This window comes from Ercella succinigenes (genome assembly GCF_900002895.1).
The window spans coordinates 61,428-85,054 of sequence record NZ_CDHP01000023.1; the positions used below are offsets into that span (position 1 = coordinate 61,428).

The window sequence follows — 23,627 nt, forward strand, 5'->3', positions numbered from 1 at the left end:
AAAATAATTATCTGTAATCCGCAATGATCAGAGGAACAATCATTTCCTCGTGGCAAAGACCTGCGTGATGACCTTTGAAATAATATCTTTCACGCTCATGCATGCCATTAAATCTTAATAACATATTGCCTGTGCCGCATGCCATAAAATCACCAATAAAATCATCTACTTTATAATGTTTTTGGCCAGGGCCTAAAAGTTGCAGATCAAAAAACTTCTGCCGAGTTAAAAGCAGATAATTATTTTGGAAAATCTCTTCAAATACATTGCAGAAATTTTCTTTCTGATCTTCTTTCACAAAAAAAGAAGCTGCTCTTGATTCTATTGTCGGTGGCAGTATAAGGCAATGCATCAACTCAGGAATATCATCAAGGAATACTTCCTGCTTGATTTCGATTTGGCCATGATCTGCTGTTATTATCAGTAATGTATCTTCCAATTTAGACAAGTGCTGCTGAATTAGAAGATCAATATTATGCATCTCATTTTTAACTTTACTGCTTAACGGTCCGTATTTATGCATAAGCGTGTCCGGTTCATACCAGTATGCTATTATCAACTGAGAACCCGGCTGCTTACAGTAATAATTAATTTTTTCTGCCATTAATGCAAAACTGTTAACACCATTTTTTTCAAACGGCGGCATTACACTTTGGCAGTTTACAGACAAAGTCGACTGTTTCTGTATCAAAGAAATAATATCCTCATAAGCAAGAAGTTTTCCGGCAGGAGAAGGTGTAATTAAATCACCTGATAGACTGTTTCTATCAAGAAAAAGATCATCTATACAGCCATATTCCTTAAACCAGGCATTCCAACCCAACCAGCCATGCTCGCTTGGTGTCAAGCCTGTTTTCATGGTTGTCGTCGCAGCGGTTGTGGTACATGGATAAACAGAAGAAATATCTGTAAGATGAAATGTTCTTAAAAAGCTCTCTTTTGGAAGTAATTGTTTTAATAAATCACTACCCAGTCCATCAAGTGTTAACACGACGATATTCTTATAATCATTTGACAGCAATTTATCAAGTACATCTAGTCCCTGATGTTGCGATTTCAAACCATACTTTTTCATTATTGATATTGTCAGATTCAGGATGCTGTTATTGTAATCAGGCAAAACAATGGCCATAACAAACCTCCGATAAACAAATGACTTTGACATAAATCAACAAAATCTGATCAACACTGAAAAAATAGATTTTTAAAATGCTTATTAAAGTAATTTTTTTATAACGCTAATTATACCAAAATTCACTGCTTTTGCATAAAGAGAAAAATAGTAATATCAAGCCTTTTACAGCTTTGTATATAAAAAGCAATAGCTAAATATAATGAAAATGCATAAGATGAGCGACTGGTGGTTGTAAAAAAGTACAAAAAAATGTTGACACAAAGAAAAAAATGTAGTAATTTGATGTAAAGAGTTTGATAAAGAGATAAGCAAAGGGTTTTACAAAAACAATTAATAAATAATTTTAGAAAATAGATTATTATTCTGGTTTGCTAATTTTGCAAATTATGTAGTATAAGATCATAATTTAGAAAAGAGGAAAATATTAATGAAACATGACATTTTTTCGCTTAAGGGCAAAGTTTGTGTTGTAACGGGCGGCTATCAGGGTATTGGAGAAGTTGTCGCTGAGTACATTGCCGATGCTGGTGCAGATATAGCTATTTTTGACCTTCAGGATGCGAGTGAAGTCGCTGAGAGAATTGCTTCTGAATACGGTGTGAGATCCAAAGCTTATATTTGCGATGTAACTAGTCCCGAGAATGTACAGTCTTGTATGGATGAAGCTGCAAAAGACATGGGAACTTTGGATTTGCTGTTTAATAATGCCGGAATATGCTTGCATAAACCTGCATTAGAGTGTGAGCCATCCGATTGGCAAAAAGTCATAGATGTAAATCTTAACGGTGTATACTATGTGGCTCAGACATTCGGCAGATATCTGGTAGACAATAATAAAAAGGGAAACATTGTGAATGTTGCTTCAATGTCTGCAACAATTGTAAATATCCCGCAGCATCAAGCTTCTTATAATGCTTCCAAAGCTGCTGTTAAGCACTTGTCAAAAACACTTGCTGTTGAATGGGTTGACAAAGGAATAAGAGTAAACTCTCTTAGCCCCGGGTATATTCGTACTGCTATAACAGCAAAATCAGATCCTGAATATCAGAGACAATGGATTGCTTCTATTCCTTTTAAGAGAATGGGAACTCCTGAGGAACTTGCAGGTGCGGTTATATATCTTTTGTCTGATGCATCTTCATATACATCAGGAAGTGATCTGATAATAGACGGTTGTTTTACAGTAGTGTAAAACAGTGCAATTTTAAGTTAATAAACAGCAAAAGGCTGTTTATATAAAAACATTGGAAGGAAAGAAAATGAAAAAAAGAATTTTATCATTGATCCTTGCAGCTATCTTGGCAGTGGCTTTACTGGCAGGTTGTGGAGGAAACGGCGATCAAGACACCACTACAACTACAGCGGCTCCAGCTCAGACTACAGCAGGAGACGATGACAATGGTGGAGATGAAACTGATGCTCCCTCAGGAGATTCAGATTTCAAAGTTGGTATTACGATTCAGTCACTGGAAAACAGTTACTGGGCAGGCGTTTTTGGTGAAGTTGAAAATCTTATAAAAGCAAAAGGCTGGGAGTACACAATCCTGTCATGTAATGATAATTCAGCTACACAGATTCAGCAGATTGAAAACTTCATTACCAATGAAGTTGATCTGATAATGGTTCATCCTGCAGATCCTAATGCTATCGAAGATTATTTGAAAGCAGCTCAGGATGCCGGCATTAAAGTCATGGTATGGGATGATATCATGGTAAACACAGATCTTAACTGGGTTCTTGACAATACAGAGCTAGGTTATACAATCGGAACAGCAGCAGCAGAATTTATCAATGAGCATTACTCAGAAGATAATAAGGCTCAAGTAGCTGTTATGAATTATCCACAGCTTCCTATATTGCTTGAAAGAGAAAATGGTATTTTATCAGCTCTTGAAGACAAAGCAGCAGGAAAATATGAAGTAGTTGCACAACAGCCAGCTATCGATGCTCAGAGTGCTTTGTCAAACATGGAAACAATTTTACAGGCTAACCCTGATGTTAAAGTTGTTTGTTCAATCGGTGCAGGTGGAGATATCGGTGCTAACGAAGCTTTCATGACCAAATTTGGTGGTGAAATTCCTGATGATGTTGGTATCTTCTCAGCTGACGCAACACAGCAGCAGCTTGAAGCTATTGTAAACGGCGAAGCCAGCAGAGCTTCTGTTGGATTTGAAGGTTCAAACAAAAAGACAGCTGAAGCAGTTGTTGATCTTTATGAGAAATTGCTTAAAGGTGAGTCTTTTGATGATCAGAACCTCTTCAGACCACTTCTGACAATCAATGCTGATAATGCGGCAGAATACCTGGCTGACTATTAATTACAGTAGTGATACTATACAATAAAAATGGTATTATTAAGACGTAGAATTGTTTAATAGGTAAATGGTGTGGAGCTGTTAGCGGTAACAGCTCCACATTTCATGGAACGAGGGTGCTAGTATATGAATGATGAATATGTTTTGCAATTACAGCATATAAAAAAGAAATATCCTGGTGTCGTTGCGCTTAAGGATGTTTCTCTTGAAGTCAAGAAGGGTGAAATTCTTGCTTTGATCGGAGAAAATGGAGCAGGTAAATCAACTCTGATCAAAACATGTTCGGGAGCTGTTATACCTACATCCGGTAAAATAGTTATAAACGGCAAGGAATTTACCAGTATGACACCACAACTTGCTGCCGAGAACGGAATTGCTATTATCTACCAGGAATTTAATAATGTTAAAGGCCTTTCTGCAGCGGAAAATCTGTTTTTAGGTAATCCCATCAAAAAAGCAGGTTTTTTGATAGACAAAAAAGCAATGGAAAAAGAAGCTGAGAAAGCCTTTAAGCAATTGAATATCAAGATCAATCCAAAAACTTTGGTTGGAGATCTTACTGTAGGCTATCAGCAGATGGTAGAAATTGCTAAGGCCATCAAACAAGATGCAAAAGTTCTTATTATGGATGAGCCGTCAGCGCCCTTAACAAGCTCAGAGGTTGAGAGTATGTTCAAGGTGTGCGAACTGTTAAAGGCCAAAGGCGTTTCTATAATATATATTTCTCACAGACTTGAAGAAATATTCAGATTGTCTGACAGAGTAGTAGTACTAAGAGACGGTGAATATATTAAGACTTTGATAACAAAAGAATCTCATGTAGATGAATTAATACATTTGATGGTAGGACGCGATCTTACAGAATCTTATCCTGAACGCAAAGCGTGTATAAAAGAAGATGAAGTTGTTCTTGAACTTCAAAATCTGACTGGAAATGGTAATACAGATATAAATTTGAAAATTAGAAAAGGCGAAGTGCTTGGTTTAGGCGGCCTGGTTGGTGCTGGCAGGACAGAGCTGGCAGAGGTGATTTTTGGCGCCAAACATAAAACTTCAGGTAAAATAATATTTAATGGCAAAGAGATTAATCCTAAAGACCCAAGGCAGGCGATAGATCATGGTATAGCCCTTGTACCGGAAGACAGAAAAAGACATGGTGCTCTGTTGGAAGTCTCTATAAAAAATAATATTAATATGCCTATTTATAATAGAATATCCAAAGCTTCCGTGATCAATTCTAAAATTGAGCTGGAAACTGCAAATAAATACAAAAAAGATTTACTGATCAAAACACCTTCACTGAATCAATTAGTTAAAAATCTCAGTGGCGGTAATCAGCAAAAAGTAATTTTAGGAAAATGGCTTGCTGCTAATTCGGAACTGATAATTTTTGATGAACCAACAAGGGGAATTGACGTTGGTGCTAAATTCGAGATTTACAAATTAATTAATTCATTGGTTGAAGCTGGTAAGACAATTCTCTTAATCTCTTCGGAAATGGAAGAATTAATGGGCATGTCTGACAGGATTATTGTTTTGGCTGAAGGTCGTATGACTGGGGAATTGAATAAAGATTCATTTGACCAGCAAACAATTATGAAGATGGCATCTGCTGTTATAGGAGGTTAAGGATGAAAAGTAATGTTGTCTACCAGATCAAGGACAAAGCTATTTGGCTGGTTTTTATTATTTTAGTGGTTTTCTTTGCGTTGGCTAATCCAAGATTTTTATCATCATCTAATTTATTTACCATCGCACGTCAGGTTTCTATGTACGGTATTGCTGCAGTAGGTATGACCTTTGTTATTCTGATAGGGGGAATAGATCTTTCTGCTGGTTCCGTAATCACTGTAGTTAATGTTGTTTGTGCTTATCTGATGGTAAACATGGGCTTTAGCATACCCATGGCAATTATTTGTTCACTGGCACTTGCTGCTTTAATAGGTTCTCTTAATGGTTTTCTTGTTGCCAGAATCGGAATGCCTGCAATTATAGCAACTTTTGCAGCACAAATTATATTTGAAGGTGCAGCTTATCTGCTTTCAGGTGGTACGCCTATTTTTGGATTTGACGAAAGTTTTAAAGTTATAGGCCAGGGTTATGTAGGGCCTGTTCCAGTTCCGGTTATTATAATGGCTGTTTGTTTTGCTATTGGTGGTTTTATTCTTAATAAAACATATTTCGGCAGATACTTTTATGCTGTTGGGGGTAATGAAGAAGCATCAAAACTTTCAGGTGTAAGAGTAAAGTCAATCAAATTCCTGATTTATGTTTTAGCTGGCTTCTTCTCAGGCCTTGCAGGTATAGTAATGCTTTCCAGAACTAATTCTGCTCAGCCTACAGCAGGTAAGGGCTTTGAATTCGATGTTATTACCTGTGTTGTTCTTGGTGGTGTTTCAGTAAGTGGTGGATACGGTAAAATAACAAATGTTATTGCCGGTGTTTTGATTATTGGTATTCTTACAAATGGTATGGTTTTGATGAATGTCAGCACATACATGCAGATGGTTGTTAAGGGTATTGTTTTGATTCTGGCAGTAGGATTTGACAGTATACAAAATAGAAGTATAACAGCCAAAGCTTAATGCCAAAATTATAGTAGAGGGAGATTTAGCAATGAAAACAAAGATGATACAGCAAATTATGACATCTCCTCATAATATTGAGTTTAAGGAAATTCCTGTACCGGAAATAGGGGAAGAACAGGTATTGGTCAAAATGAAACGTATAGGCATCTGTGGTAGTGACATACATGTATTTCACGGACAGCATCCTTATGTTAAATATCCACTGACCCAAGGGCATGAGGTTTCCGGACAGATTGTAAAAGTTGGAGAAAAAGTAGCTGCACTCAAAGAAGGACAAAAAGTTACTATTGAGCCACAGGTTTATTGTGGAGAATGTTACCCTTGTACGCATGGTAAATATAACTTGTGTGAAAATCTTAAAGTTATGGGATTTCAGACAACAGGTGCTGCAAGCGAATATTTTGCCGTTGATGCTTCAAAAGTAACTCCTTTTCCTGATAATGTAACCTATGACGAAGGTGCTATGTTAGAGCCTTTGGCTGTTACTGTTCATGCTTGCAAAAGAGCAGGTGAAGTTAAAGGTAAGAAAGTTGTAGTTATGGGTGCCGGTCCGATAGGGATTCTGTTATGCCAGACTTTGAAGGCATATGGCGCGGACAAGGTTATGGTTACAGATATTTCTGATTACCGTTTGAAGCTTGCAGCTGAGTGTGGCGCGGATTATACATTTAACACTGCAGAGAATGAATTTGGCAAGGTTCTTGTTGATAGCTTCGGCAAAGATAAGGCAGATATCATATATGATTGTGCAGGCAATAATATTACTATGGATCAGGCTATTCAGAATGCCAGAAAAGGCAGCATGATTATTCTGGTTGCAGTTTTTGCCGAAACAGCCAAAGTTGATCTGGCAAAATTAAATGATTCGGAATTAGACCTGAATACGTCTATGATGTACAGGCATGAAGATTATGTTGAATCAATTAATTTCTTGAGAGATGGTAAAGTTTCACTCAAGCCTTTGATGAGTAAGCATTTTGCTTTTAAAGATTATCTTGCGGCCTACGACTATATTGAGAATAATAAAGAGACAACAATGAAAATTCTAGTTGATATAGATTCTCAAGATGATTAATTCGACATACTCCCTGCACATTACAAAAATATTTGTGCAGGGAGTGTATAGAAAAAATTTCTATAACTGAACATAATGAACATATGCGCACTATTTGATATTACTATTTGTTTGAAAAATTTTTGTTTGCAGTGAGAAAACAAATATTATTTTTTGCAAATTTTGTAAACGTGTACGAGGATCTGAATGAATATATTTGACATTAAGCATAATAATAGAAAGCTAATTTACTTTTATTTGCGTGAGAATAAAACGGCAACTCGTCAGGACATTGCTTATAAGCTAAGGCTTAGTTTACCTACTGTTACACAAAATCTGGAACAGCTTATTGAACAAGGGTTGATCAGTAGTGAAAAAAAAGTAAGCAATAAATCTGGAGGTCGTAATCCTTTGGCATATAAGTATGTTTCAGATGCCAAAGTAGCGATTGGACTGGATATTACGCGTAATCATATAAAAAGTATAATAGTTGATCTGGATGGCAATGTAATCAAATATATTTACAGAAGAAAAGCATATCATAGAAATGACGATTATCTCAAAATGCTTGGACAGGAAGTTGAAAATATTATTAACAGCGCCCATGTAGATAGAGATAAGATTCTTGGCGTTGGAATTGCCGTCCCCGGCCTTATTGATCATCAGAAGGAACTTGTTGTTGATGGTAGAGTAATTGATAATCAAGGAATGAGACGTCAAGATTTTGCAAAGTATATACCCTTTCCAACTAAGCTTATTCACGATTCAGATGCCTCTGGATTTTCCGAAATATGGACGTCTACAGATGTTAAAGATGCTTTTTATATAAGTCTTTGTAACAGTGTAGGTGGATCAATATTTATAGATGACAAAGTTTTCCTTGGGCAGGGTTTATTTAGTGGAGAAATAGGACATCTGAATATTATTCCCGAAGGCAGATCCTGTTATTGTGGCAGGAAAGGTTGCCTTGATCCATACTGCAATGCCGAGGTTCTATCAAGCTATACAGGTGGAGATCTACATCTGTTTTTTGAAAAACTTGAAAGTGGAGATGAAGATCTGGCAAAGGTGTGGGATGAATATCTTGATCATTTGGCTTTTGCGATAAATGATATAAGGATGCTTTTTGGTTGTACGATTATTATAGGTGGTTATGTTGGTTCATATATGAAGGAGTATATGGATCGTCTTCACGAGATAATAGACTCAAGAAGCCCTTTTGGTGAAAAATCCCAAAATTTTGTGATTCCCTGTCGGAATAAAATTGAATCAGTTGCAACGGGTTCTGCGTTGTATTTTGTTCAGGATTTCATTAATACGGCTCTGATTGGTAAATAAAAACTAAACCTTAATAAGATTTATACCTGAAATTTTCAGATTATCGCTTATAGAATCGCATAATTCTAAATCAGATATAACAGTATCAATATCAGAGAACTCGGCAATTTTTATTGCTGAAATATGCCCGAATTTTGTGTGGTCGGCAACCAGAATTACTTCCTTGGCAGAATTAATCATTGTCTGTTGCAAAATATGATCAGATAAATTGAAAGAGGTCAGACCGGTTTTAAGGTCAGCGCCTGTTGTGCCAAGAAAAAATTTATCTATATTTAAGGTTTTAAGTGCATCAAGAGCAAATGTTCCGAATACAGATCCATTATCGGGTGCGTATTCACCACCAAGAAAAATAATTCTTGCTTCAATGTTCGATAATCTGGAATACAGACAAATTGAATTTGTAATTATAATAATATTCTTTTTTTTACATAATTTCTCAGCTATCAGAGCACAGGTTGAACCTGAACCAATTAAAACAACATCTTTGTCTTCAACCATATCAAAAGCTACCTGAGCAATTTTTTGTTTTATACTGTAATTTTTTTTGATTTCTTCCTGTAGATCATAATACTGGGAAGTTTTTTCTTTATGTCTTGCTTTTCCATGCTTTCTTTCCAGAGCACCGTTAAGCTCAAGGAAGGATAAATCCTTCCTTATAGTAACTTCACTCACACTTAATTTACTGCTCAGATCTTTTACACTTATTTCTAAAGTTGTTTCAAGAATTTCCAGTATTTTATTTTGTCGCTCGACAGTTGTCATATTCAATACCTTCTGTTTTAAGATTAAGAGCATCAAATAGTTATAGTTAAATACAGATACTCAATATTTAGATATTCTACCACAATCAGGATAATCTAAATGAGTATTATATATTCAGAGGATATTGCCCGTATTCCTTGGCTTTTTCAAGATAATACAAGACATTCTGAATAGGTGTATCATCTTGTATATTACTGGTTGGCCCAATAATATATCCACCATTTGGAGCCAGTGCCTTGATTCTTGTTCTTAATTCCAGATCAATGGCTTCCAGAGAAACCGGTAAAGCTCTTTGCTCGTCTATTCCGCCATGAAAACAGATTCTATCTCCATATTTTGCTTTAAGGGCAAAAGAATCCATACCTGTAGCATACGGCTGTACAGGATTAAGAATATCAATGCCTATTTCAATAAAATCATCAATTAACTCAGATACTGCACCACAAGTATGATGAAATATTTTAGCTTCAGGAGCGTATTTCTTTATAACATCATTAAGCTTTTTTCTTCTTGGTTTTATATGATTACACCACATCTCACGAGACATCATTAAGCCATTTTGTGTTCCATAATCGTCAGCTGTCTGAACCACATTTACATACTTACCGCATTCTTTCAGATAATTAGTGTACATTCTGATCTGCAGATCTGTAATTTTATCCAGCAATACAAAAGCAAGATCATCTTCAAGCGCCAGATCAACCAGAAAGTCTTCCATTCCTCTTGTTTCCCATGAGAGTTCAAAAATACCGTGTGCTATAGCTCTGGCAGCAATAGCCGCGTCAGTTGTTTCATAAAGCATTTGGGCTCTTTCACCAATACCTTCATATCTTGATTCATCATCTGGATCAGGCCAGTTATAATTCAAAATATCAGCAGCTGTTTCAGCATCTGCCAAAGGATAGCCTGATTGCTGCCGCATACCCTTAACTTCTTTTTTCGGGATGCCCCAGTCATTTCTGGTGATGCCACTTGAATCAGGACTATAATCATGGTTTTTGGCAGGATTAATAAAAAGATGTCTGAAATCACTACCCAGCTTTTCAACCAGATCATCATTATAATAAGGAGCAGTTTCATCAGGTCTTGGCACAAAATTAGCCGAAGTGATATTAAAATGCTGCTTTAATTTTTCAAATAAGTCTTTACTGAAATTGTTCGCACTTGAACCAATATCTATTGGTACTCTATCTGCTTCTTGATGATTCAGTGTCCTAATTACTCTTTCTCTTGATTTCATAATTCTCTCCTAGCTAAAGATGATTAATTCAAAACGAAACTAAAACGAAAGTTAAAGTTTCAAATGAAGTCAAAAACATAATACTATCAAAAGCTAAAATAATCAAGATAGATTTTGGTTTATTTTACAGTCAGCGGATTTCAACCCTGATCATTAAATGCATTTTTTAATTGCTCAAGGTCAAATTTTTTCATTTGTAAAAATGATTTTGTCACACGGTTAAGCTGCTCTCTTGTACCATTCTCTAACATCTCTTCCAATAATGCAGGAGCAATCTGCCAAGAAAGACCGTATTTATCTTTTAACCAGCCACATTGTTCTGCCTGCGGATCAGCAGAAAGTTTTTCCCAGTAATAATCAATTTCTTCCTGACTTTGGCATCTTACTAAAAAGGAAATAGCTTCATTAAATTTTGAATCATCATACTGTTGAGCACTGTCAGCAGCTGTAAACCATTGACTTTCCAACATAAATTCAGAAAACATGATCGTGCCTTCAATATCAGGTTCCATGCCTGAAGGATAACGGGCGATCAGTCCTTCTTGAGATTCCTTGAATACAGAAAGATAAAATTTGCCAGCTTCTTCTGCTCTCCCGCACACATCATCAACAAACAATAAAGATGGAATAATGAAAGGTCTCTCGTCTCCTTCTGGATCTGTCAAAATAAGCTGCCAGGAAAGACCATATTTATCCTGAATCCAGCCGTATCGCCTACTGAATGAATACTCTTGCAGTGGCATGAGCACATTCCCTCCCATAGCCAGTTTCTCCCAAATCTGATCTAATTCTTCTCTAGCATAATTATTTCTGGAAGGATCAAAATTGATCATAAATGACACAGATGGATTAAATGCCAAATCTGGTCTTCCTGTAAAAGCCATAAAAGTTAATCCACTCAAAGAAAACGTAATTACCTGTGTATCACCCGGGGGAGTATCATTTAATATAACATTGCTAATGATTTTTGAATTAGGGAAAATGCTAGTGTAAAATTCAACGGCTTCTTTAGCATTTTGGTCAAACCATAAATTAGGAACTATTTTTTGCATATTCATAAAAATCACCACCTCAAAATTAATGTGAAAACAACAATCTACAAAATTTAAGTTTATAAAACAATTGTAGCACTGCTGCTTTTTTGAGATGTGTATTATGTTACATAAGTATTTTGTAAGAAAACCCGGTAATTTCTTTTCTTTTTATTCGACCGATTATTTACCGTCTAATTAATTATAACTCATCCAATCCTGAACTAATCATATGAGACTCCTTTCCTTGCAGCGCCTAGAACTGTGATAAAAAAATAATTGTTGTAAAAACATAGGTAGCTATCGTTAATGCTGCAATCATTGCAACAAATATCCATGCGATCGACCGCGCATAATTAAAACCTGCATTGGTTCCAAATCGATCTTCTACAAAGAGTGTCGGATCTTCTTTGTTGTAATAGAACATACCCAAGATCCAAAATCGATCGTCTTGAAACGACGCCTTTGCTCTTGGCTGAGATACAAACGTTTTTTCATATCCCAATGCCTCTTCCTTCATCATTTTGGGTTTAAGCTTATTTCCGGCCTGTCCCACTTTTATATAAAAAACGGTCGGCAATGCAATCATGAAAATTGTTGCTATAATCATGCCTCCCCATAACTGTGTGCTGTTAGGCAAGAATATTTCTAATACCATCCCATACATAAACAGCATCATCAGCACAATAATCACCGTAACGATGCCGAGCACGTGACTAAACAATCGTCGATAAATTCGATGCTGAGCATAGGACAACGCCGGATCCTCTTGATTCACCTGAAGCTTCATCCGCCAAGCAAACATGTTGGACAAAAGCACAACTGCTACCGTGCCTAATGTGATCAAAGGCAATGACAACACTGTCATTATGCTTTTTTCTGACCATCCATCCGGCTCCATCGCTGCATTCCAATGTGTGACCAATACATCGGGTAATTGATCGTATAACATGATACCGATGACAGTGGCAATGATGACCAAAACCGCACTGCCGATATACCATCCCCACGGTAACTCGGAGAACGTCTGCCTGGATCGAGCCAGTTTCGTATCGGCGCTGCCGATATCCGCGACAAACCACTGTTTATCATTTTTCAAAACTTTTGCTTTCTTCCATAGCGGTATATATACGGCAAACTGAAACGCAATGATAATCAGCGGCGCATATAGCGAACTTAGCACCGTCAACTCAGGTTTTATAATGTATTGAACAATCGCTCCGATGAGTATCAGCAAAGATAATACGCCCATTAATACGCAATATTTTCGCTTCATGGCCAACACTTCCGGCGCCGTTTTTTGCTCATCAGGAATACGCACACCAAACAAGAGTGATTTGCGGGTAAAATAGGGCGTCAGCATAAGCATCAAACCGACAGTTATAATGATAATGATATTTATAATTAGAAATGTTATGTTGAGTTCATTCATTTTGTTCACCCTCCTTTGTTCTCAAGACGACTGTAAATATCTTGCGCCATTTTGCACATATCATCAGATGTGAAACCGTGGCAAATCGCCTCCGCCATAACAGGGTATAGTTTATGAAATAAAACGTCTTTATAGCCGGAGTCCTTCTTCATTTTCGGAGCGATTCGCGCGCCGGAGCGCCGATCCATCTCCACATACCTTTCGTCACGCAAAAGCGCGTATGCTTTGTTGACGGTGTGCAAATTCACACCAATATCCGCTGCGAGCCGGCGTACCGATGGCAACTCTTCTCCGGCGCGAAGTAAGCCAGATGCGATGCCAATAACGATTTGATCTCGTATTTGCGAATAGATCGGCACTTCACCGGCAAAATTGACTTCAATTAACATGGTCTGTCCTCCTTGTTTCAGTTTGTCATAGTGTCAGTATTTCCTTGTTTCAGGGACTCTTTGCTTCAGTGTACTATGCGACTGTGTTACTGTGCTGAGAAAAAAACGATCACTTGTTATATATCATATATAACAAGTGCAACAGATTTTGTCAAGTCTTTTCATAAAAAACTCCATGCCGGCGCATTTTGTCTGTTAACTTAAACCTAAAAAAGAGACTTGAAACACCTCTTGGACAATGGTTTCACTAAAAAGCCATTACCTCCCGGAAAGGACGGAATCAAGTCTCATGGAAATTGTAGTATCAATTGTATATTTTGTAATGGAACAATGGAACAAAAAAGTTCCATTGTTCTAGTTGTTCCGCTGTTCGCAGAATAAATGCTCCTGAAAATTTGATGAAAATTACCCCGAAAAATAAAGCAGAACGGGTCGAAATTTAGAAAACCATTCCTTTTTAATCCCTTTTTTCGAATGAAAAAGCCAAGAATGATATTATCATAAAAAATAAAAACCACCAAAACGCCTTGTTTTCAGTGGTTTTACTGGCTGCCGGACTAGGATTTGAACCCAGACAGACTGAGTCAGAGTCAGTAGTGCTACCATTACACAATCCGGCAATATTAAGTTTTTATCTGCTATAAACAGATTTACCGAGACAATGTTTTCTCTCAGCAGACAAAATATTAACATAAAGTGTCTTCAGATGCAAGTATATTTGTTCAATATCTAAAAAAATTTAATTTCATTATACTGAAATGTACAAATATCAGACTGCTTAAGGTATAATAATCTGGCATACTATTTTTTTAATGCTATAGCAAAATATAACAGGGTGTGAATATGAAAGATTTGGCAGAACTAACTCAGGGCTTGCGAATGGAGCTTATCTTACTTAATGAAGAAGGCGAATGGGCTGGTGGTCCCTATGTAACCCAGCTTTTGGAGCCGATTGTAAATTATACTACATTAATAGCTGCACCAATTCACAGATCAAATCTTATTATGTTGCCTCCCAAGTCTAGTATTCATTTGTCTTTTGTTGATGATAAAAGCGGACTAATGGGTTTTCAGGCAGAAATAATTAATCTGGAAATGCAAAATGAAATTCAAATGTTCCGTATTTTAGCTACCGGTGAGTTGATTGCAAGACAAAGAAGAACTCATTATAGGCTTCCTGTTTGCCTACCTTTTGCCTATCGTTATTATGATGAGGAAATGAGTAGGGAGGATGTAGAACCTTTTACGACTGCTTTTACCAAAAATGTTAGTGGATCCGGTTTTGGTGTTGTTCTTAACGAAACTTTGAGAGTTAGTGAAATCCTGGAATTTCATCTTGTTCTTGATGAAGGACGACCCTTGCGTGGTCTTGCCAAAGTTGTAAGGGTTGTCCCGGTACAGATTAATGGTATGGAGAAATATCAAACTGGTCTTTTCACTACTCAGATGAGTCAGCGTGATGATGACAGGTTATATAAATTTATATTTAAGCAACAAAGATTACTTTTGAAAAAGGAAGTGCCAGGTGTCTGAAAAAATTTTCTGTTTATGCAATAAGAATTCAAATAAATATATACTTTTTATAAAAGTAATAACTTTCGTTTTGATATTAGTTTTGATGCTTGCTTTTCTTGGCAGCAGCATTTTTGTAAAGGCAGATTCGAAGTGGCCTAATTCTGTTGAAGATGCCAATAGCAGCGGTATATGGCCGTCAATAGAAAATATACCTGCTAAAGCATGGCTGGTAGTTGATATGGAAAGCGGAGATGAAATTCTGAAATTTAATGAGAATGAGAAGCTGTATCCTGCAAGTACTACAAAAATTATGACTGCTTATGTTGCATTAAAAGATCCTGATTATAATCCGGATCAGATATTGATTGCTTCAGAGGAAGCCGTTGATCTTGGCTGGGATTCATCTAAGATATATCTTCAGGCGGATGAAACAATTAAAATGCGTGATGCTTTGGCCGGATTAATGCTTGCATCAGGTAATGATGCTGCAAATGTAATTGCTGAAGGTATTGCTGGTTCTGCTTCCGAATTTGCAAGACGGATGACTATTGAAGCCGTTAGCCTTGGGACTGTTCAGACTAGTTTTATGAATTCCCATGGATTGCATGATGAAGATCACTATACTACGGCTTCCGATCTTGCTGTTATTACCAGGGCTGCAATGCAGCTTCCTGAATTTAGAGAACTTGTGGCGACTACAAGCTATTCTTTACCTGCAAGTAATAAGCATGTCTATAATGGCTGGAATACCATACTGAATACAAACAGGCTTTTGCATTTTGACCAGTCATATCTTTATTCAGAATATATAAAAGAAATAACGGGAATAAAGACTGGAACAACCAGCGCTGCTGGTTTTTGCTTAGTTTCCTCTGCTATAACACATGATGGCAGGGAACTTTTGTGTGTGCTTATGGGTATACCTTATAGTGAAATCCAGGGTAATACCTGGATATATAGCCGTACCTTGCTTGAAGAAGCGGCAATAGCAATAGATTCTCCCGCGATTGCTTTATCAGAAAATGATATGGCAGAGGACTTGATTGATGAACAGACAGAGACAGTAATACATGATGATAGTGAAGGGCAGGAGGCAGATCATGTTGATGAGGCATCTTCCGGGGAAGAGGACGAGGAAGCTTCTGAAAGTAATGAGGAAAAAACTTTTTGGGAAAGTAATAGTAAATTACTTTTGACTTCTTTTTTGTTGGGCTTTTCTACGCTGATATTGTTTTTTATAGTAATTAGACAAAGATCTTATATCAGAAAAGTTAGAAAGAATCGTGCTCATGTCAGAAACAATCCACGTTTTAGGCAATAGTTTCTTATTATACGCATGAGTGAATTCTTTACCTATGCAGGTGGATTTCTATTTTGTCATATATAGTTTTGAGGAATCGGGTAGGATCACGGTCATTATTTGACCGGGAGACCTCCCACATCACCGTACGTACCGTTCGGTATACGGCGGCTCCAAAGGTTACAGTTCGCGAATTAGAATAAATTTCCATTAAACTGAGATATCCGGCTCGTTTGAAAAAAACAGCTTGCCTGCTGCCTTCCACTTGGTGCCAGACAACGTTATCGCTTTAAATCGTCAAATGTGCTGATATAAAGACACTTCAAAGGATTATTATGATATCCTTGCTTGGCACTAATATAAGCCTGCAAATAATGCGTTTACAGACTTGAATTAAATTATATAAAGTGTACCGCTAACCTGTTGCCATTAACTTTATTCACTGCTATGCACAGGGCAATCCAAGATTAATTGATAATATCATGAGTTATGCTTTAGATCCCGGAACTTTGCCTCAATGAACCCATCGGGTTCTATGCTTCCTTCAGATTCCACCTCGCGATGGACATCCTTGCCTTTAGCTAATGGTTGGTCGCTACATACCCCCATAACGGACTCTCACCGTCAAGTGAAGTGCCATGTATGGCACACATAATAAAAGACTGTCGCAATAATGCGGCAGTCTTTCAGGTAATATTGCTTAAATACTTTAATCCTGTTTTGCAGATGGCATTTTCGGTATCGGCATATTGTTTTTATTCCAGTAGGCGTTTACACAATCTGCGCATATTCTTTCTGCTTTACTCCAGTTTGAAACTTCAGTGACATGGTCACGGCTTATTCTTCCCTCAGCAGCATAAGTGATATTCACACAGAGCTCATCAATAATATCTTTGCTTAGCAGGGGACAATAATATACTTCATGTGTCATTCCGGGGTCACCTCCGATTTGATCTGATGTATCTGTTTTTGTTCCTGTAACCTTATTATAGCAGTCTTCCCACAATGCTGACAATCTGTCTTCTTTTTCCAAAGCTCTTGCTTCCTCAACGATTTTTATTGTTGAGGAGGTTCCTATTCTGTTTGCCCCGCTGGCTATCATGATTAAGGTTTTATCCAGATCTCTTATACCACCGGAGGCTTTAATACCTACATATGGCAAACATTGTTTTCGCATAAGAAGAACATCTTCAGATCTTGCACCGCTTTCTGCAAAACCAGTGGAAGTTTTTACAAAATCTACACCCATCTCTTGACAGATATGGCAAGCTTCAATTATCTGACGTGAAGTAAGGTAAGCATTTTCAAAAATGATTTTTATTTTCATTCCAGACTGGTGAGCCTGCTGTGTACATGATCCTATTTCTGCACGCACATATGCCAGATCACCAGAAAGAAGTCTGGCAATATTCAATACCATATCTACTTCTTTGCATCCATCCTGAGCTGCCTGACGTATTTCTGCTAATTTACCGGCAGTGCTGCTTGTTCCATGCGGAAAGCCAATAACCGTACTGACTGCTACCTGGCTTTTGGCTAATAATTCGGCAGCAATGCTGACATCAGAAGGTCTCACGCAAACACTTGCGGTTTTCCACATTTTGGCTGTTTCACAGGCTTGTTTGACCTGTTCCAGAGTTGCATCAGGCTTTAATATTGCATGATCCAGCATGCCAGCAATATCTGATGCTGTAATATTAGGAATAGTTGCCATGTTTTCACCTCCGACAATTTGACTTGATATCAATATTGTACACTTTTTTAACGTTATTATCATTTAAAAGTCAATATCTTAGAATAGAACTTAATTGACTTATACCAAAATCTTTGTGCGGTAGGGAAAAATATTCTGAAACAGTAGCTGCAACAGCACCAAAACCCTTTATAGTTCCTAAGGAAATGTTTTTTTTGATTGATTTGCCATAAAGTAGGAGAGGAACATATTCACGAGTATGGTCTGTGCCTGGCATTGTTGGATCACAGCCGTGATCTGCTGTAATAATAAGGATATCATCGTCTTTGAGATTGTTAATGATTTCAGGCATATACGTATCAAATTCCATTAAGGCCTTGGCATAACCGTCAACATCATTTCGATGTCCAAACAACATATCAAAATCAACGAGATTAGTAAAAAGCAAACCTTCAAAATTTTCTTTTAATTGTTCAAGTGTTTTTTTAATGCCATCCTTGTTATTTTTGGTAGGCAAGCTCAGTGTAGTTCCTCGCCCTGCAAAAATATCATGTATTTTACCAACTGATCTGACTTCTAATTTGTTTTCTTTAACTCGATCAAGTAGAGTTTCTCCAATAGGTTGAAGAGAGTAATCGTGACGATTGGCTGTGCGTCTGAAATTGCCTGGTTCACCTGTAAAGGGGCGTGCTATAACTCTGCCAACAGCATGTTCGTCTTTTAATATCTCTCTGGCTTTCTGGCAGATAAAGTATAGCTCATCAAGAGGAATGACTTCTTCATGAGCTGCTATTTGGAAAACACTGTCTGCTGATGTATAAACAATTGGTGTTCCTCTTCTAACATGTTCATCCCCTAGAAGATCAATGATTTCAGTTCCTGAAGCTACTATATTACCAATTGTTTTTCTACCGATTTCTCTTTCAAGCTGATCTATTAGTTGATCTGGAAATCCAGAAGGGTAGACGGGAAAAGGTTTATCAAGAACTATTCCTGCGAGCTCCCAGTGTCCGGTGGTGGTATCTTTGCCTGCTGAAATTTCCATCATTCTGCCAAAGGCGCCTGAAGCTTCTTCAACGCTATTTATATTATCGAGATCTTCAATATTGCCTAATCCTAATTTCTGAAGATTAGGCAATCTTAAATCAAAATAATCTCTGGCGATATGGTTAAGTGTATTTGCCCCCTCGTCTCCATATATATGTGAATCAGGGCAGGTTCCGCAGCCTACACTGTCTAATACAATAATAATGGCTCTTTTCATTTTGATTACCTCCAGCCTTGGCTAAATTTTTTTGCACTCAATGGAACCTTATTTCTACTTAAAATCAAATGCCTATTTTATCGAGAATAACCGGCTCCGACTTACCTGCAGTTTGACCTATACTTATTGCTTCAGACAAAATGGCAAGAGATTTTTCTGCTTTTAATTTATCGTTTGATCTGATTTTGGCAATAGTATCACCTTGCTCTACTTTTTCATGCAATCTTTTTTGCAAAATGATACCAGCTGCATAGTCGATACTATCTTCCTTGTTTTGCCTGCCTCCTCCGGAAACCACAAAAGCTTTTCCGATTTCTGCCGTATTCATTTCTGAAATGAACCCATTGCTGCTGGCTTTGAATTCTATTTCGAATTTGGCTGTAGGGAATAGACTGTAGTTTTCAATTACAGAAGAATTTCCGCTTTGTGATTCGATTAATTGGCGCAACTTGTCAAGAGCTTCTCCAGAATCTAATGCTCTAATCAGTTTGTTCTGAGCATCTTTTATATTTTTTGCCTTGCCGCCTAGAATAAGCATTTGAGCTGCCAGCTCAATTGAAACATCGAGCAAATCACCTTTGATATTACCTTTTAGAACCTCTATTGCTTCAATAACTTCAAGGCTGTTACCAATGTATTGTCCCAGAGGTTGATCCATGCTGCTTATGATTGCTACCGTACGACGATTAACCAATGCTCCTATATCAGTCATCATATTTGCAAGTTCTCTGGCTCTGTCCAAGTCCTTCATAAATGCACCACTGCCGCATTTAACATCTAGAACTATAGAATCCGCACCTCCGGCAATTTTTTTGCTCATTATACTTGCAGCAATAAGAGGTATATTATCCACTGTTGCTGTTACATCGCGCAAGGCATAGAATTTTTTGTCTGCAGGTGTAAGGGTATCTGTCTGAGCCATGATTGCTATCCCAATATTTCTCACTTGTGCATAAGCCTGATTTTTGCTTAAACCAACATTAAATCCTGGTATTGACTCTAATTTATCAATTGTTCCACCGGTGAAACCAAGACCCTTGCCTGATAATTTGAAAACATTTACACCACAGGCACAAGCAAGCGGAGCCGCTATCAGTGTTGTTGTATCAGCAACACCACCTGTACTGTGTTTATCTACGGTATGACCACCAAATTCAGAAAGGTCATACTGATCACCGGATTTTGCCATTGCAAGTGTAAGATGGGCTGTTTCTTCTGCATTTAAGCCACGAATAAACATTGCCATAAGCATTGCGGCAATCTGATAATCTTTCCATGTTCCGTCGCATGAACCAATAGTAAAGGCCTCAATTTCAGTTTTTGTAAGAACACCATTATCACGTTTTTTTTCAATTAAATCCGCAATCGTATACCCTGACATAAGTAGCCTCCAATCATAATCGGAAAATATATTGAACATGTTTTTAAAATTTCATTCCAGAATAGTCCTGGATTTCTTAATCTACTAATTAAAACTTTCTTTCAATTCTGTTAGGAAAAGCCATCTCTCGGTCATTTGTTCATATTTTTCATGGCAAATATCCAGTTCTTTTTGTATTTCCTGCAATTTGACAAAGTCAGTTGAATAGATATTATAATCTTGTTTTAATTTGGTTATTTTGGCTTCTATTTTGCTTATTTCATCTTCAAGAGAATCCCATTCCTTTTGTTCCCGATATGTAAATTTAGTTTTTTCTCTTTTTTGCAAAGGTTTGGCTGTGTTTTTACCGGCAATATCCACCACTGGACTTGTTACATCAGATGTAGTCTCTGTTTGCATCTCAAGTATTTTATTTACATGATCACTGTAATTTCCTTCAACTTGTAATAATTCTTTTTCCGGTGTAAAAATCATTAGTCTGTCTACTGTACGATCAATAAAATAACGGTCATGTGAAACGATAATTACTGCACCTGAAAAATCATCGAGATATTCTTCTAAAACGGTAAGTGTCTGAGTATCAAGATCATTAGTTGGTTCGTCTAATATGAGAACATTTGGCGCCTGCATCAGAACAAGTAATAACTGCAGTCGTCTTTTTTCACCCCCGGACAGTTTGCTGATAGGCTGCCACTGCTGAGCTGCGGGGAAAAGAAATCTTTCGAGCATTTGACTTGCCGTTAGTACACCTGCCTGCGTTTCCAGAATTTCAGCCGTGTCTCTGACAGCTTCTATTACACGTTTATTTTCGTCAAATGACAGAGGTATCTGACTAAAGGTGGCTGTTTTGATGGTGCTTCCCTGTGTGATATTTCCAATATCAGGTTTAATCTCACCTGTAAGAACCTTAAGCAAAGTTGTTTTACCACAACCATTTTTGCCGATTATTCCTAATCTTTCGTCTCGACGAATGATATAGGTGAAATTCTGAAACAATAATTTATCGTCAATTATTTTGCTTATGTTTTCGGCTACTATCGTCTCTTTTCCCATACGAGAAGATGCACTTATCAGATCGATCTGATCATTTGCCTTAATTCCGGATTGGTTTTTCAATTTATCGAATCTGTCTAATCTGGCTTTTTGCTTAGTTGATCTGGCTTTAGCCCCACGTCTAACCCAGGCGAGTTCTTGACGGAGAAGATTTTGCCGCTTCTGTTCTTGTGAATGAGCGATTTCTTCTCTTTCGGCTTTTCTTTCAAGGTACGCACTGTAATTTGCTTCATATCTGAAAAGATTACCATTTTCTAGTTCAAACATTGTTTTTGCAACTTTATCAAGAAAGTATCTATCATGGGTTACCATTAAAACGGCTCCACTATATTGGCTAAGGTACTGTTCCAGCCAATCAAGTGCCTTATGATCAAGATGGTTGGTAGGTTCATCCAGGATTAGTAGATCTGCCTCTTGGACAAGTGCTGCGGCAAGTGCAACTCTTTTTTGCTGTCCTCCAGATAAAGATACGGCTTTTTGCCGAAAGTTATCAATACCTAATTTTGTGAGCATAATTCTGGCATTTTGTTCCAGTTTCCAGGCATTTGCCGAATCCATATTTTGAATAGCCGTCATCATGGCTTTTTGTGCATTTTCATTATCAGGGTCAGTTGTTGCCTCCAAAAGTGCTTCTTCGTATTTTCTTAATACCTGGATTGCAGCAGATGGTTGATTAAACACTGCTTGCAGTACCGTTTGTGAATTCTTAAATTTAGGAATCTGCGGAAGATATTCTATGCTGGAATCTTTTTGTCTTATAAACTTGCCTGCACTTGCATTCTCAATTCCGGCAATTAATTTGAGCAAAGTAGATTTACCAGTACCGTTGATACCTACTACTCCTATTCTGTCTCCTTTTTCAATTGAAAAATTCAGACCGGCGAATAATTCCCTGTCTGCATACGACTTACTGATATTTTCTGCTGTAATAATGGGCATATACTAACCTTCTATCATTATTTATAGTTTAATTTGTGTGAGCTCTAATTATTGTATCATATAGCATATGATACTTATGATACATAAGCATAAGTATCATAAAAGATATTGACAAGCAGAATTTTTGAATATAGAATAAATACATAAATTCCCATAAAAATACTAGGAATAACGCAGGAGGTTAATTTCATGGCTAATATCGCAAAAAACATGACAGACTTGATTGGAAACACGCCGTTGGTGGAACTTGGAAATTTTGGCAAAAAAAATCAGCATCAGGCAGAACTGGTTGCAAAGGTTGAATACTTTAATCCTTCAGGAAGTGTAAAGTGCAGAATTGGTCATGCAATGATTACTGCAGCAGAAAAAGAAGGCCTGATAAATCAGGATACAGTAATAATTGAACCGACCAGTGGCAATACAGGCATCGCCCTTGCTTTTGCATCTGCCGCCAAGGGCTACAGATTGATTTTGGTTATGCCCGATACGATGAGCATTGAAAGACGTAGCTTGCTAAAAGCTTATGGTGCGGAGCTTGTTCTTACTCCCGGAGCCCAAGGTATGAATGGTGCAATCAGTAAAGCTGAGGAAATTGCTAAAGAGCATGAAAACTCTTTTATTCCGCAACAGTTCAATAATCCGGCTAATCCGGAGATTCATCGCAAAACTACAGCAGAAGAGATATGGCGTGACACTGATGGCAAAATAGATATTTTTGTTGGTGGTGTAGGAACCGGAGGCACAGTTAGTGGAGTTGGTGAAGTTCTGAAAAAGAAAAATCCTGCAATTAAGATTGTTGCTGTTGAACCTGTTGATTCTCCTGTTTTGTCCGGTGGTAATAAAGGACCGCATAAAATACAGGGAATAGGGGCTGGTTTTGTTCCTCAAAACTTTAAAAGTGAATTTGTGGATGAAATCCTGCAGGTTTCAAATGATGAGGCTTTTGAAACAGCAAGACAACTTGCTAGAACAGAAGGGTTGCTGGTTGGTATATCATCTGGAGCTGCAGCAGCTGCTGCATCAAGATTGGCAAAGCTGGAAGAAAATAAAGGCAAAAGAATAGTAGTTGTTTTACCTGATAATGGTGAGAGATATCTTTCAACTGCTTTATTTCAGGAATTGTAAAAATTAAAATAGAAATCCTTCATTCATAAATTGCTGCTGGTTTAAATAAAACCGGCAGCTTTTTTGTTGAAAG

Annotated in this window: 19 protein-coding genes and 1 tRNA gene; 9 read left to right on the forward strand and 11 right to left on the reverse strand. The window is 37.4% G+C overall.

Annotation, left to right across the window (positions count from 1 at the left end):
* Positions 1 to 7: 7 nt before the first annotated feature.
* Positions 8 to 1,132: an alkaline phosphatase family protein gene (locus tag AC0KSB_RS06615; RefSeq protein ID WP_472307542.1), complete on the reverse strand. Its 1,125-nt coding sequence runs from the start codon at positions 1,130 to 1,132 to the stop codon at positions 8 to 10.
* Positions 1,133 to 1,562: 430 nt separating this feature from the next.
* On the opposite strand from AC0KSB_RS06615, the gene AC0KSB_RS06620 reads away from it, so the two are divergent.
* The 6 genes from AC0KSB_RS06620 to AC0KSB_RS06645 all read left to right on the forward strand — a co-directional run bounded on the left by AC0KSB_RS06620 (position 1,563) and on the right by AC0KSB_RS06645 (position 8,430).
* Entirely contained in the window at positions 1,563 to 2,327 is a 765-nt protein-coding gene (locus tag AC0KSB_RS06620) for an SDR family oxidoreductase (RefSeq protein ID WP_472307544.1), read from the forward strand.
* A 67-nt stretch (positions 2,328 to 2,394) separates the two neighbouring features.
* Positions 2,395 to 3,453 carry a sugar ABC transporter substrate-binding protein gene (locus AC0KSB_RS06625; protein ID WP_472307546.1) on the forward strand — a complete coding sequence of 353 codons (1,059 nt, stop codon included), beginning with the start codon at positions 2,395 to 2,397 and terminating at the stop codon, positions 3,451 to 3,453.
* A gap of 123 nt (positions 3,454 to 3,576) precedes the next feature.
* Complete coding sequence (locus tag AC0KSB_RS06630) at positions 3,577 to 5,079, forward strand: sugar ABC transporter ATP-binding protein (protein WP_472307548.1); 1,503 nt, start codon at positions 3,577 to 3,579, stop codon at positions 5,077 to 5,079.
* 2 nt (positions 5,080 to 5,081) lie between these two features.
* On the forward strand, positions 5,082 to 6,035 hold the full coding sequence (locus tag AC0KSB_RS06635; protein WP_472307550.1) for an ABC transporter permease: 954 nt from the start codon (positions 5,082 to 5,084) through the stop codon (positions 6,033 to 6,035).
* 43 nt (positions 6,036 to 6,078) lie between these two features.
* On the forward strand, positions 6,079 to 7,113 hold the full coding sequence (locus tag AC0KSB_RS06640; RefSeq protein WP_472307600.1) for a zinc-dependent alcohol dehydrogenase: 1,035 nt from the start codon (positions 6,079 to 6,081) through the stop codon (positions 7,111 to 7,113).
* 186 nt (positions 7,114 to 7,299) lie between these two features.
* Positions 7,300 to 8,430: an ROK family protein gene (locus AC0KSB_RS06645; protein ID WP_472307552.1), complete on the forward strand. Its 1,131-nt coding sequence runs from the start codon at positions 7,300 to 7,302 to the stop codon at positions 8,428 to 8,430.
* Between the two features lie 3 nt (positions 8,431 to 8,433).
* Here AC0KSB_RS06645 and AC0KSB_RS06650 read toward each other — a convergent pair whose 3' ends face one another.
* The 6 genes from AC0KSB_RS06650 to AC0KSB_RS06675 form a co-directional block, all read right to left on the reverse strand.
* Positions 8,434 to 9,192 carry a DeoR/GlpR family DNA-binding transcription regulator gene (locus tag AC0KSB_RS06650; RefSeq protein WP_472307554.1) on the reverse strand — a complete coding sequence of 253 codons (759 nt, stop codon included), beginning with the start codon at positions 9,190 to 9,192 and terminating at the stop codon, positions 8,434 to 8,436.
* A gap of 106 nt (positions 9,193 to 9,298) precedes the next feature.
* Positions 9,299 to 10,432 (reverse strand): uroporphyrinogen decarboxylase family protein, encoded by a 1,134-nt coding sequence (locus tag AC0KSB_RS06655; RefSeq protein ID WP_472307556.1) that lies wholly within the window; start codon positions 10,430 to 10,432, stop codon positions 9,299 to 9,301.
* Between the two features lie 140 nt (positions 10,433 to 10,572).
* Positions 10,573 to 11,490, reverse strand: a complete 918-nt coding sequence (locus AC0KSB_RS06660) for a VOC family protein (protein WP_472307558.1) — start codon at positions 11,488 to 11,490, stop codon at positions 10,573 to 10,575.
* Between the two features lie 229 nt (positions 11,491 to 11,719).
* Positions 11,720 to 12,895, reverse strand: a complete 1,176-nt coding sequence (locus AC0KSB_RS06665) for a DUF1648 domain-containing protein (RefSeq protein WP_472307560.1) — start codon at positions 12,893 to 12,895, stop codon at positions 11,720 to 11,722.
* Positions 12,896 to 12,900: 5 nt separating this feature from the next.
* Positions 12,901 to 13,284 carry a GntR family transcriptional regulator gene (locus AC0KSB_RS06670; RefSeq protein WP_472307562.1) on the reverse strand — a complete coding sequence of 128 codons (384 nt, stop codon included), beginning with the start codon at positions 13,282 to 13,284 and terminating at the stop codon, positions 12,901 to 12,903.
* Between the two features lie 546 nt (positions 13,285 to 13,830).
* Positions 13,831 to 13,904, reverse strand: a tRNA-Gln gene (locus AC0KSB_RS06675).
* A 223-nt stretch (positions 13,905 to 14,127) separates the two neighbouring features.
* Here AC0KSB_RS06675 and AC0KSB_RS06680 point away from each other — a divergent pair.
* Positions 14,128 to 14,817, forward strand: a complete 690-nt coding sequence (locus tag AC0KSB_RS06680) for a flagellar brake protein (RefSeq protein WP_472307564.1) — start codon at positions 14,128 to 14,130, stop codon at positions 14,815 to 14,817.
* A complete protein-coding gene (locus AC0KSB_RS06685) occupies positions 14,810 to 16,120 on the forward strand; it encodes a D-alanyl-D-alanine carboxypeptidase family protein (RefSeq protein WP_472307566.1) in 1,311 nt (436 codons plus the stop codon). The genes AC0KSB_RS06680 and AC0KSB_RS06685 overlap by 8 nt, the downstream gene beginning before the upstream one ends.
* Positions 16,121 to 16,808: 688 nt before the next feature.
* Here AC0KSB_RS06685 and deoC read toward each other — a convergent pair.
* The 4 genes from deoC to AC0KSB_RS06705 form a co-directional block, all read right to left on the reverse strand.
* Positions 16,809 to 17,813, reverse strand: coding sequence for a deoxyribose-phosphate aldolase (gene deoC, locus AC0KSB_RS06690; protein ID WP_472307568.1), 1,005 nt, complete (start codon positions 17,811 to 17,813; stop codon positions 16,809 to 16,811).
* 70 nt (positions 17,814 to 17,883) lie between these two features.
* Positions 17,884 to 19,056 (reverse strand): phosphopentomutase, encoded by a 1,173-nt coding sequence (locus AC0KSB_RS06695; protein ID WP_472307570.1) that lies wholly within the window; start codon positions 19,054 to 19,056, stop codon positions 17,884 to 17,886.
* Positions 19,057 to 19,120: 64 nt separating this feature from the next.
* A complete protein-coding gene (locus AC0KSB_RS06700; protein WP_472307572.1) occupies positions 19,121 to 20,437 on the reverse strand; it encodes a thymidine phosphorylase in 1,317 nt (438 codons plus the stop codon).
* A gap of 84 nt (positions 20,438 to 20,521) precedes the next feature.
* Positions 20,522 to 22,429: an ABC-F family ATP-binding cassette domain-containing protein gene (locus tag AC0KSB_RS06705; RefSeq protein WP_472307574.1), complete on the reverse strand. Its 1,908-nt coding sequence runs from the start codon at positions 22,427 to 22,429 to the stop codon at positions 20,522 to 20,524.
* Between the two features lie 189 nt (positions 22,430 to 22,618).
* Between AC0KSB_RS06705 and cysK the strand changes: the two genes are divergently transcribed.
* Positions 22,619 to 23,554: a cysteine synthase A gene (gene cysK / locus AC0KSB_RS06710; RefSeq protein ID WP_472307576.1), complete on the forward strand. Its 936-nt coding sequence runs from the start codon at positions 22,619 to 22,621 to the stop codon at positions 23,552 to 23,554.
* Positions 23,555 to 23,627: the final 73 nt, after the last annotated feature.

Excerpts from the sequence above, each read along its gene's own strand:
- AC0KSB_RS06665 (WP_472307560.1), bottom strand. The coding sequence starts at position 12,895 with ATGAATGAACTCAACATAACATTTCTAATTATAAATATCATTATCATT.
- AC0KSB_RS06660 (WP_472307558.1), bottom strand. The coding sequence starts at position 11,490 with ATGAATATGCAAAAAATAGTTCCTAATTTATGGTTTGACCAAAATGCT.
- AC0KSB_RS06635 (WP_472307550.1), top strand. The coding sequence starts at position 5,082 with ATGAAAAGTAATGTTGTCTACCAGATCAAGGACAAAGCTATTTGGCTG.
- AC0KSB_RS06655 (WP_472307556.1), bottom strand. The coding sequence starts at position 10,432 with ATGAAATCAAGAGAAAGAGTAATTAGGACACTGAATCATCAAGAAGCA.
- cysK (WP_472307576.1), top strand. The coding sequence starts at position 22,619 with ATGGCTAATATCGCAAAAAACATGACAGACTTGATTGGAAACACGCCG.
- AC0KSB_RS06705 (WP_472307574.1), bottom strand. The coding sequence starts at position 22,429 with ATGCCCATTATTACAGCAGAAAATATCAGTAAGTCGTATGCAGACAGG.
- AC0KSB_RS06630 (WP_472307548.1), top strand. The coding sequence starts at position 3,577 with ATGAATGATGAATATGTTTTGCAATTACAGCATATAAAAAAGAAATAT.
- AC0KSB_RS06695 (WP_472307570.1), bottom strand. The coding sequence starts at position 19,056 with ATGAAAAGAGCCATTATTATTGTATTAGACAGTGTAGGCTGCGGAACC.
- AC0KSB_RS06620 (WP_472307544.1), top strand. The coding sequence starts at position 1,563 with ATGAAACATGACATTTTTTCGCTTAAGGGCAAAGTTTGTGTTGTAACG.
- AC0KSB_RS06700 (WP_472307572.1), bottom strand. The coding sequence starts at position 20,437 with ATGTCAGGGTATACGATTGCGGATTTAATTGAAAAAAAACGTGATAAT.
- AC0KSB_RS06640 (WP_472307600.1), top strand. The coding sequence starts at position 6,079 with ATGATACAGCAAATTATGACATCTCCTCATAATATTGAGTTTAAGGAA.
- AC0KSB_RS06680 (WP_472307564.1), top strand. The coding sequence starts at position 14,128 with ATGAAAGATTTGGCAGAACTAACTCAGGGCTTGCGAATGGAGCTTATC.
- AC0KSB_RS06670 (WP_472307562.1), bottom strand. The coding sequence starts at position 13,284 with ATGTTAATTGAAGTCAATTTTGCCGGTGAAGTGCCGATCTATTCGCAA.
- deoC (WP_472307568.1), bottom strand. The coding sequence starts at position 17,813 with ATGGCAACTATTCCTAATATTACAGCATCAGATATTGCTGGCATGCTG.
- AC0KSB_RS06625 (WP_472307546.1), top strand. The coding sequence starts at position 2,395 with ATGAAAAAAAGAATTTTATCATTGATCCTTGCAGCTATCTTGGCAGTG.
- AC0KSB_RS06650 (WP_472307554.1), bottom strand. The coding sequence starts at position 9,192 with ATGACAACTGTCGAGCGACAAAATAAAATACTGGAAATTCTTGAAACA.
- AC0KSB_RS06615 (WP_472307542.1), bottom strand. The coding sequence starts at position 1,132 with ATGGCCATTGTTTTGCCTGATTACAATAACAGCATCCTGAATCTGACA.
- AC0KSB_RS06645 (WP_472307552.1), top strand. The coding sequence starts at position 7,300 with ATGAATATATTTGACATTAAGCATAATAATAGAAAGCTAATTTACTTT.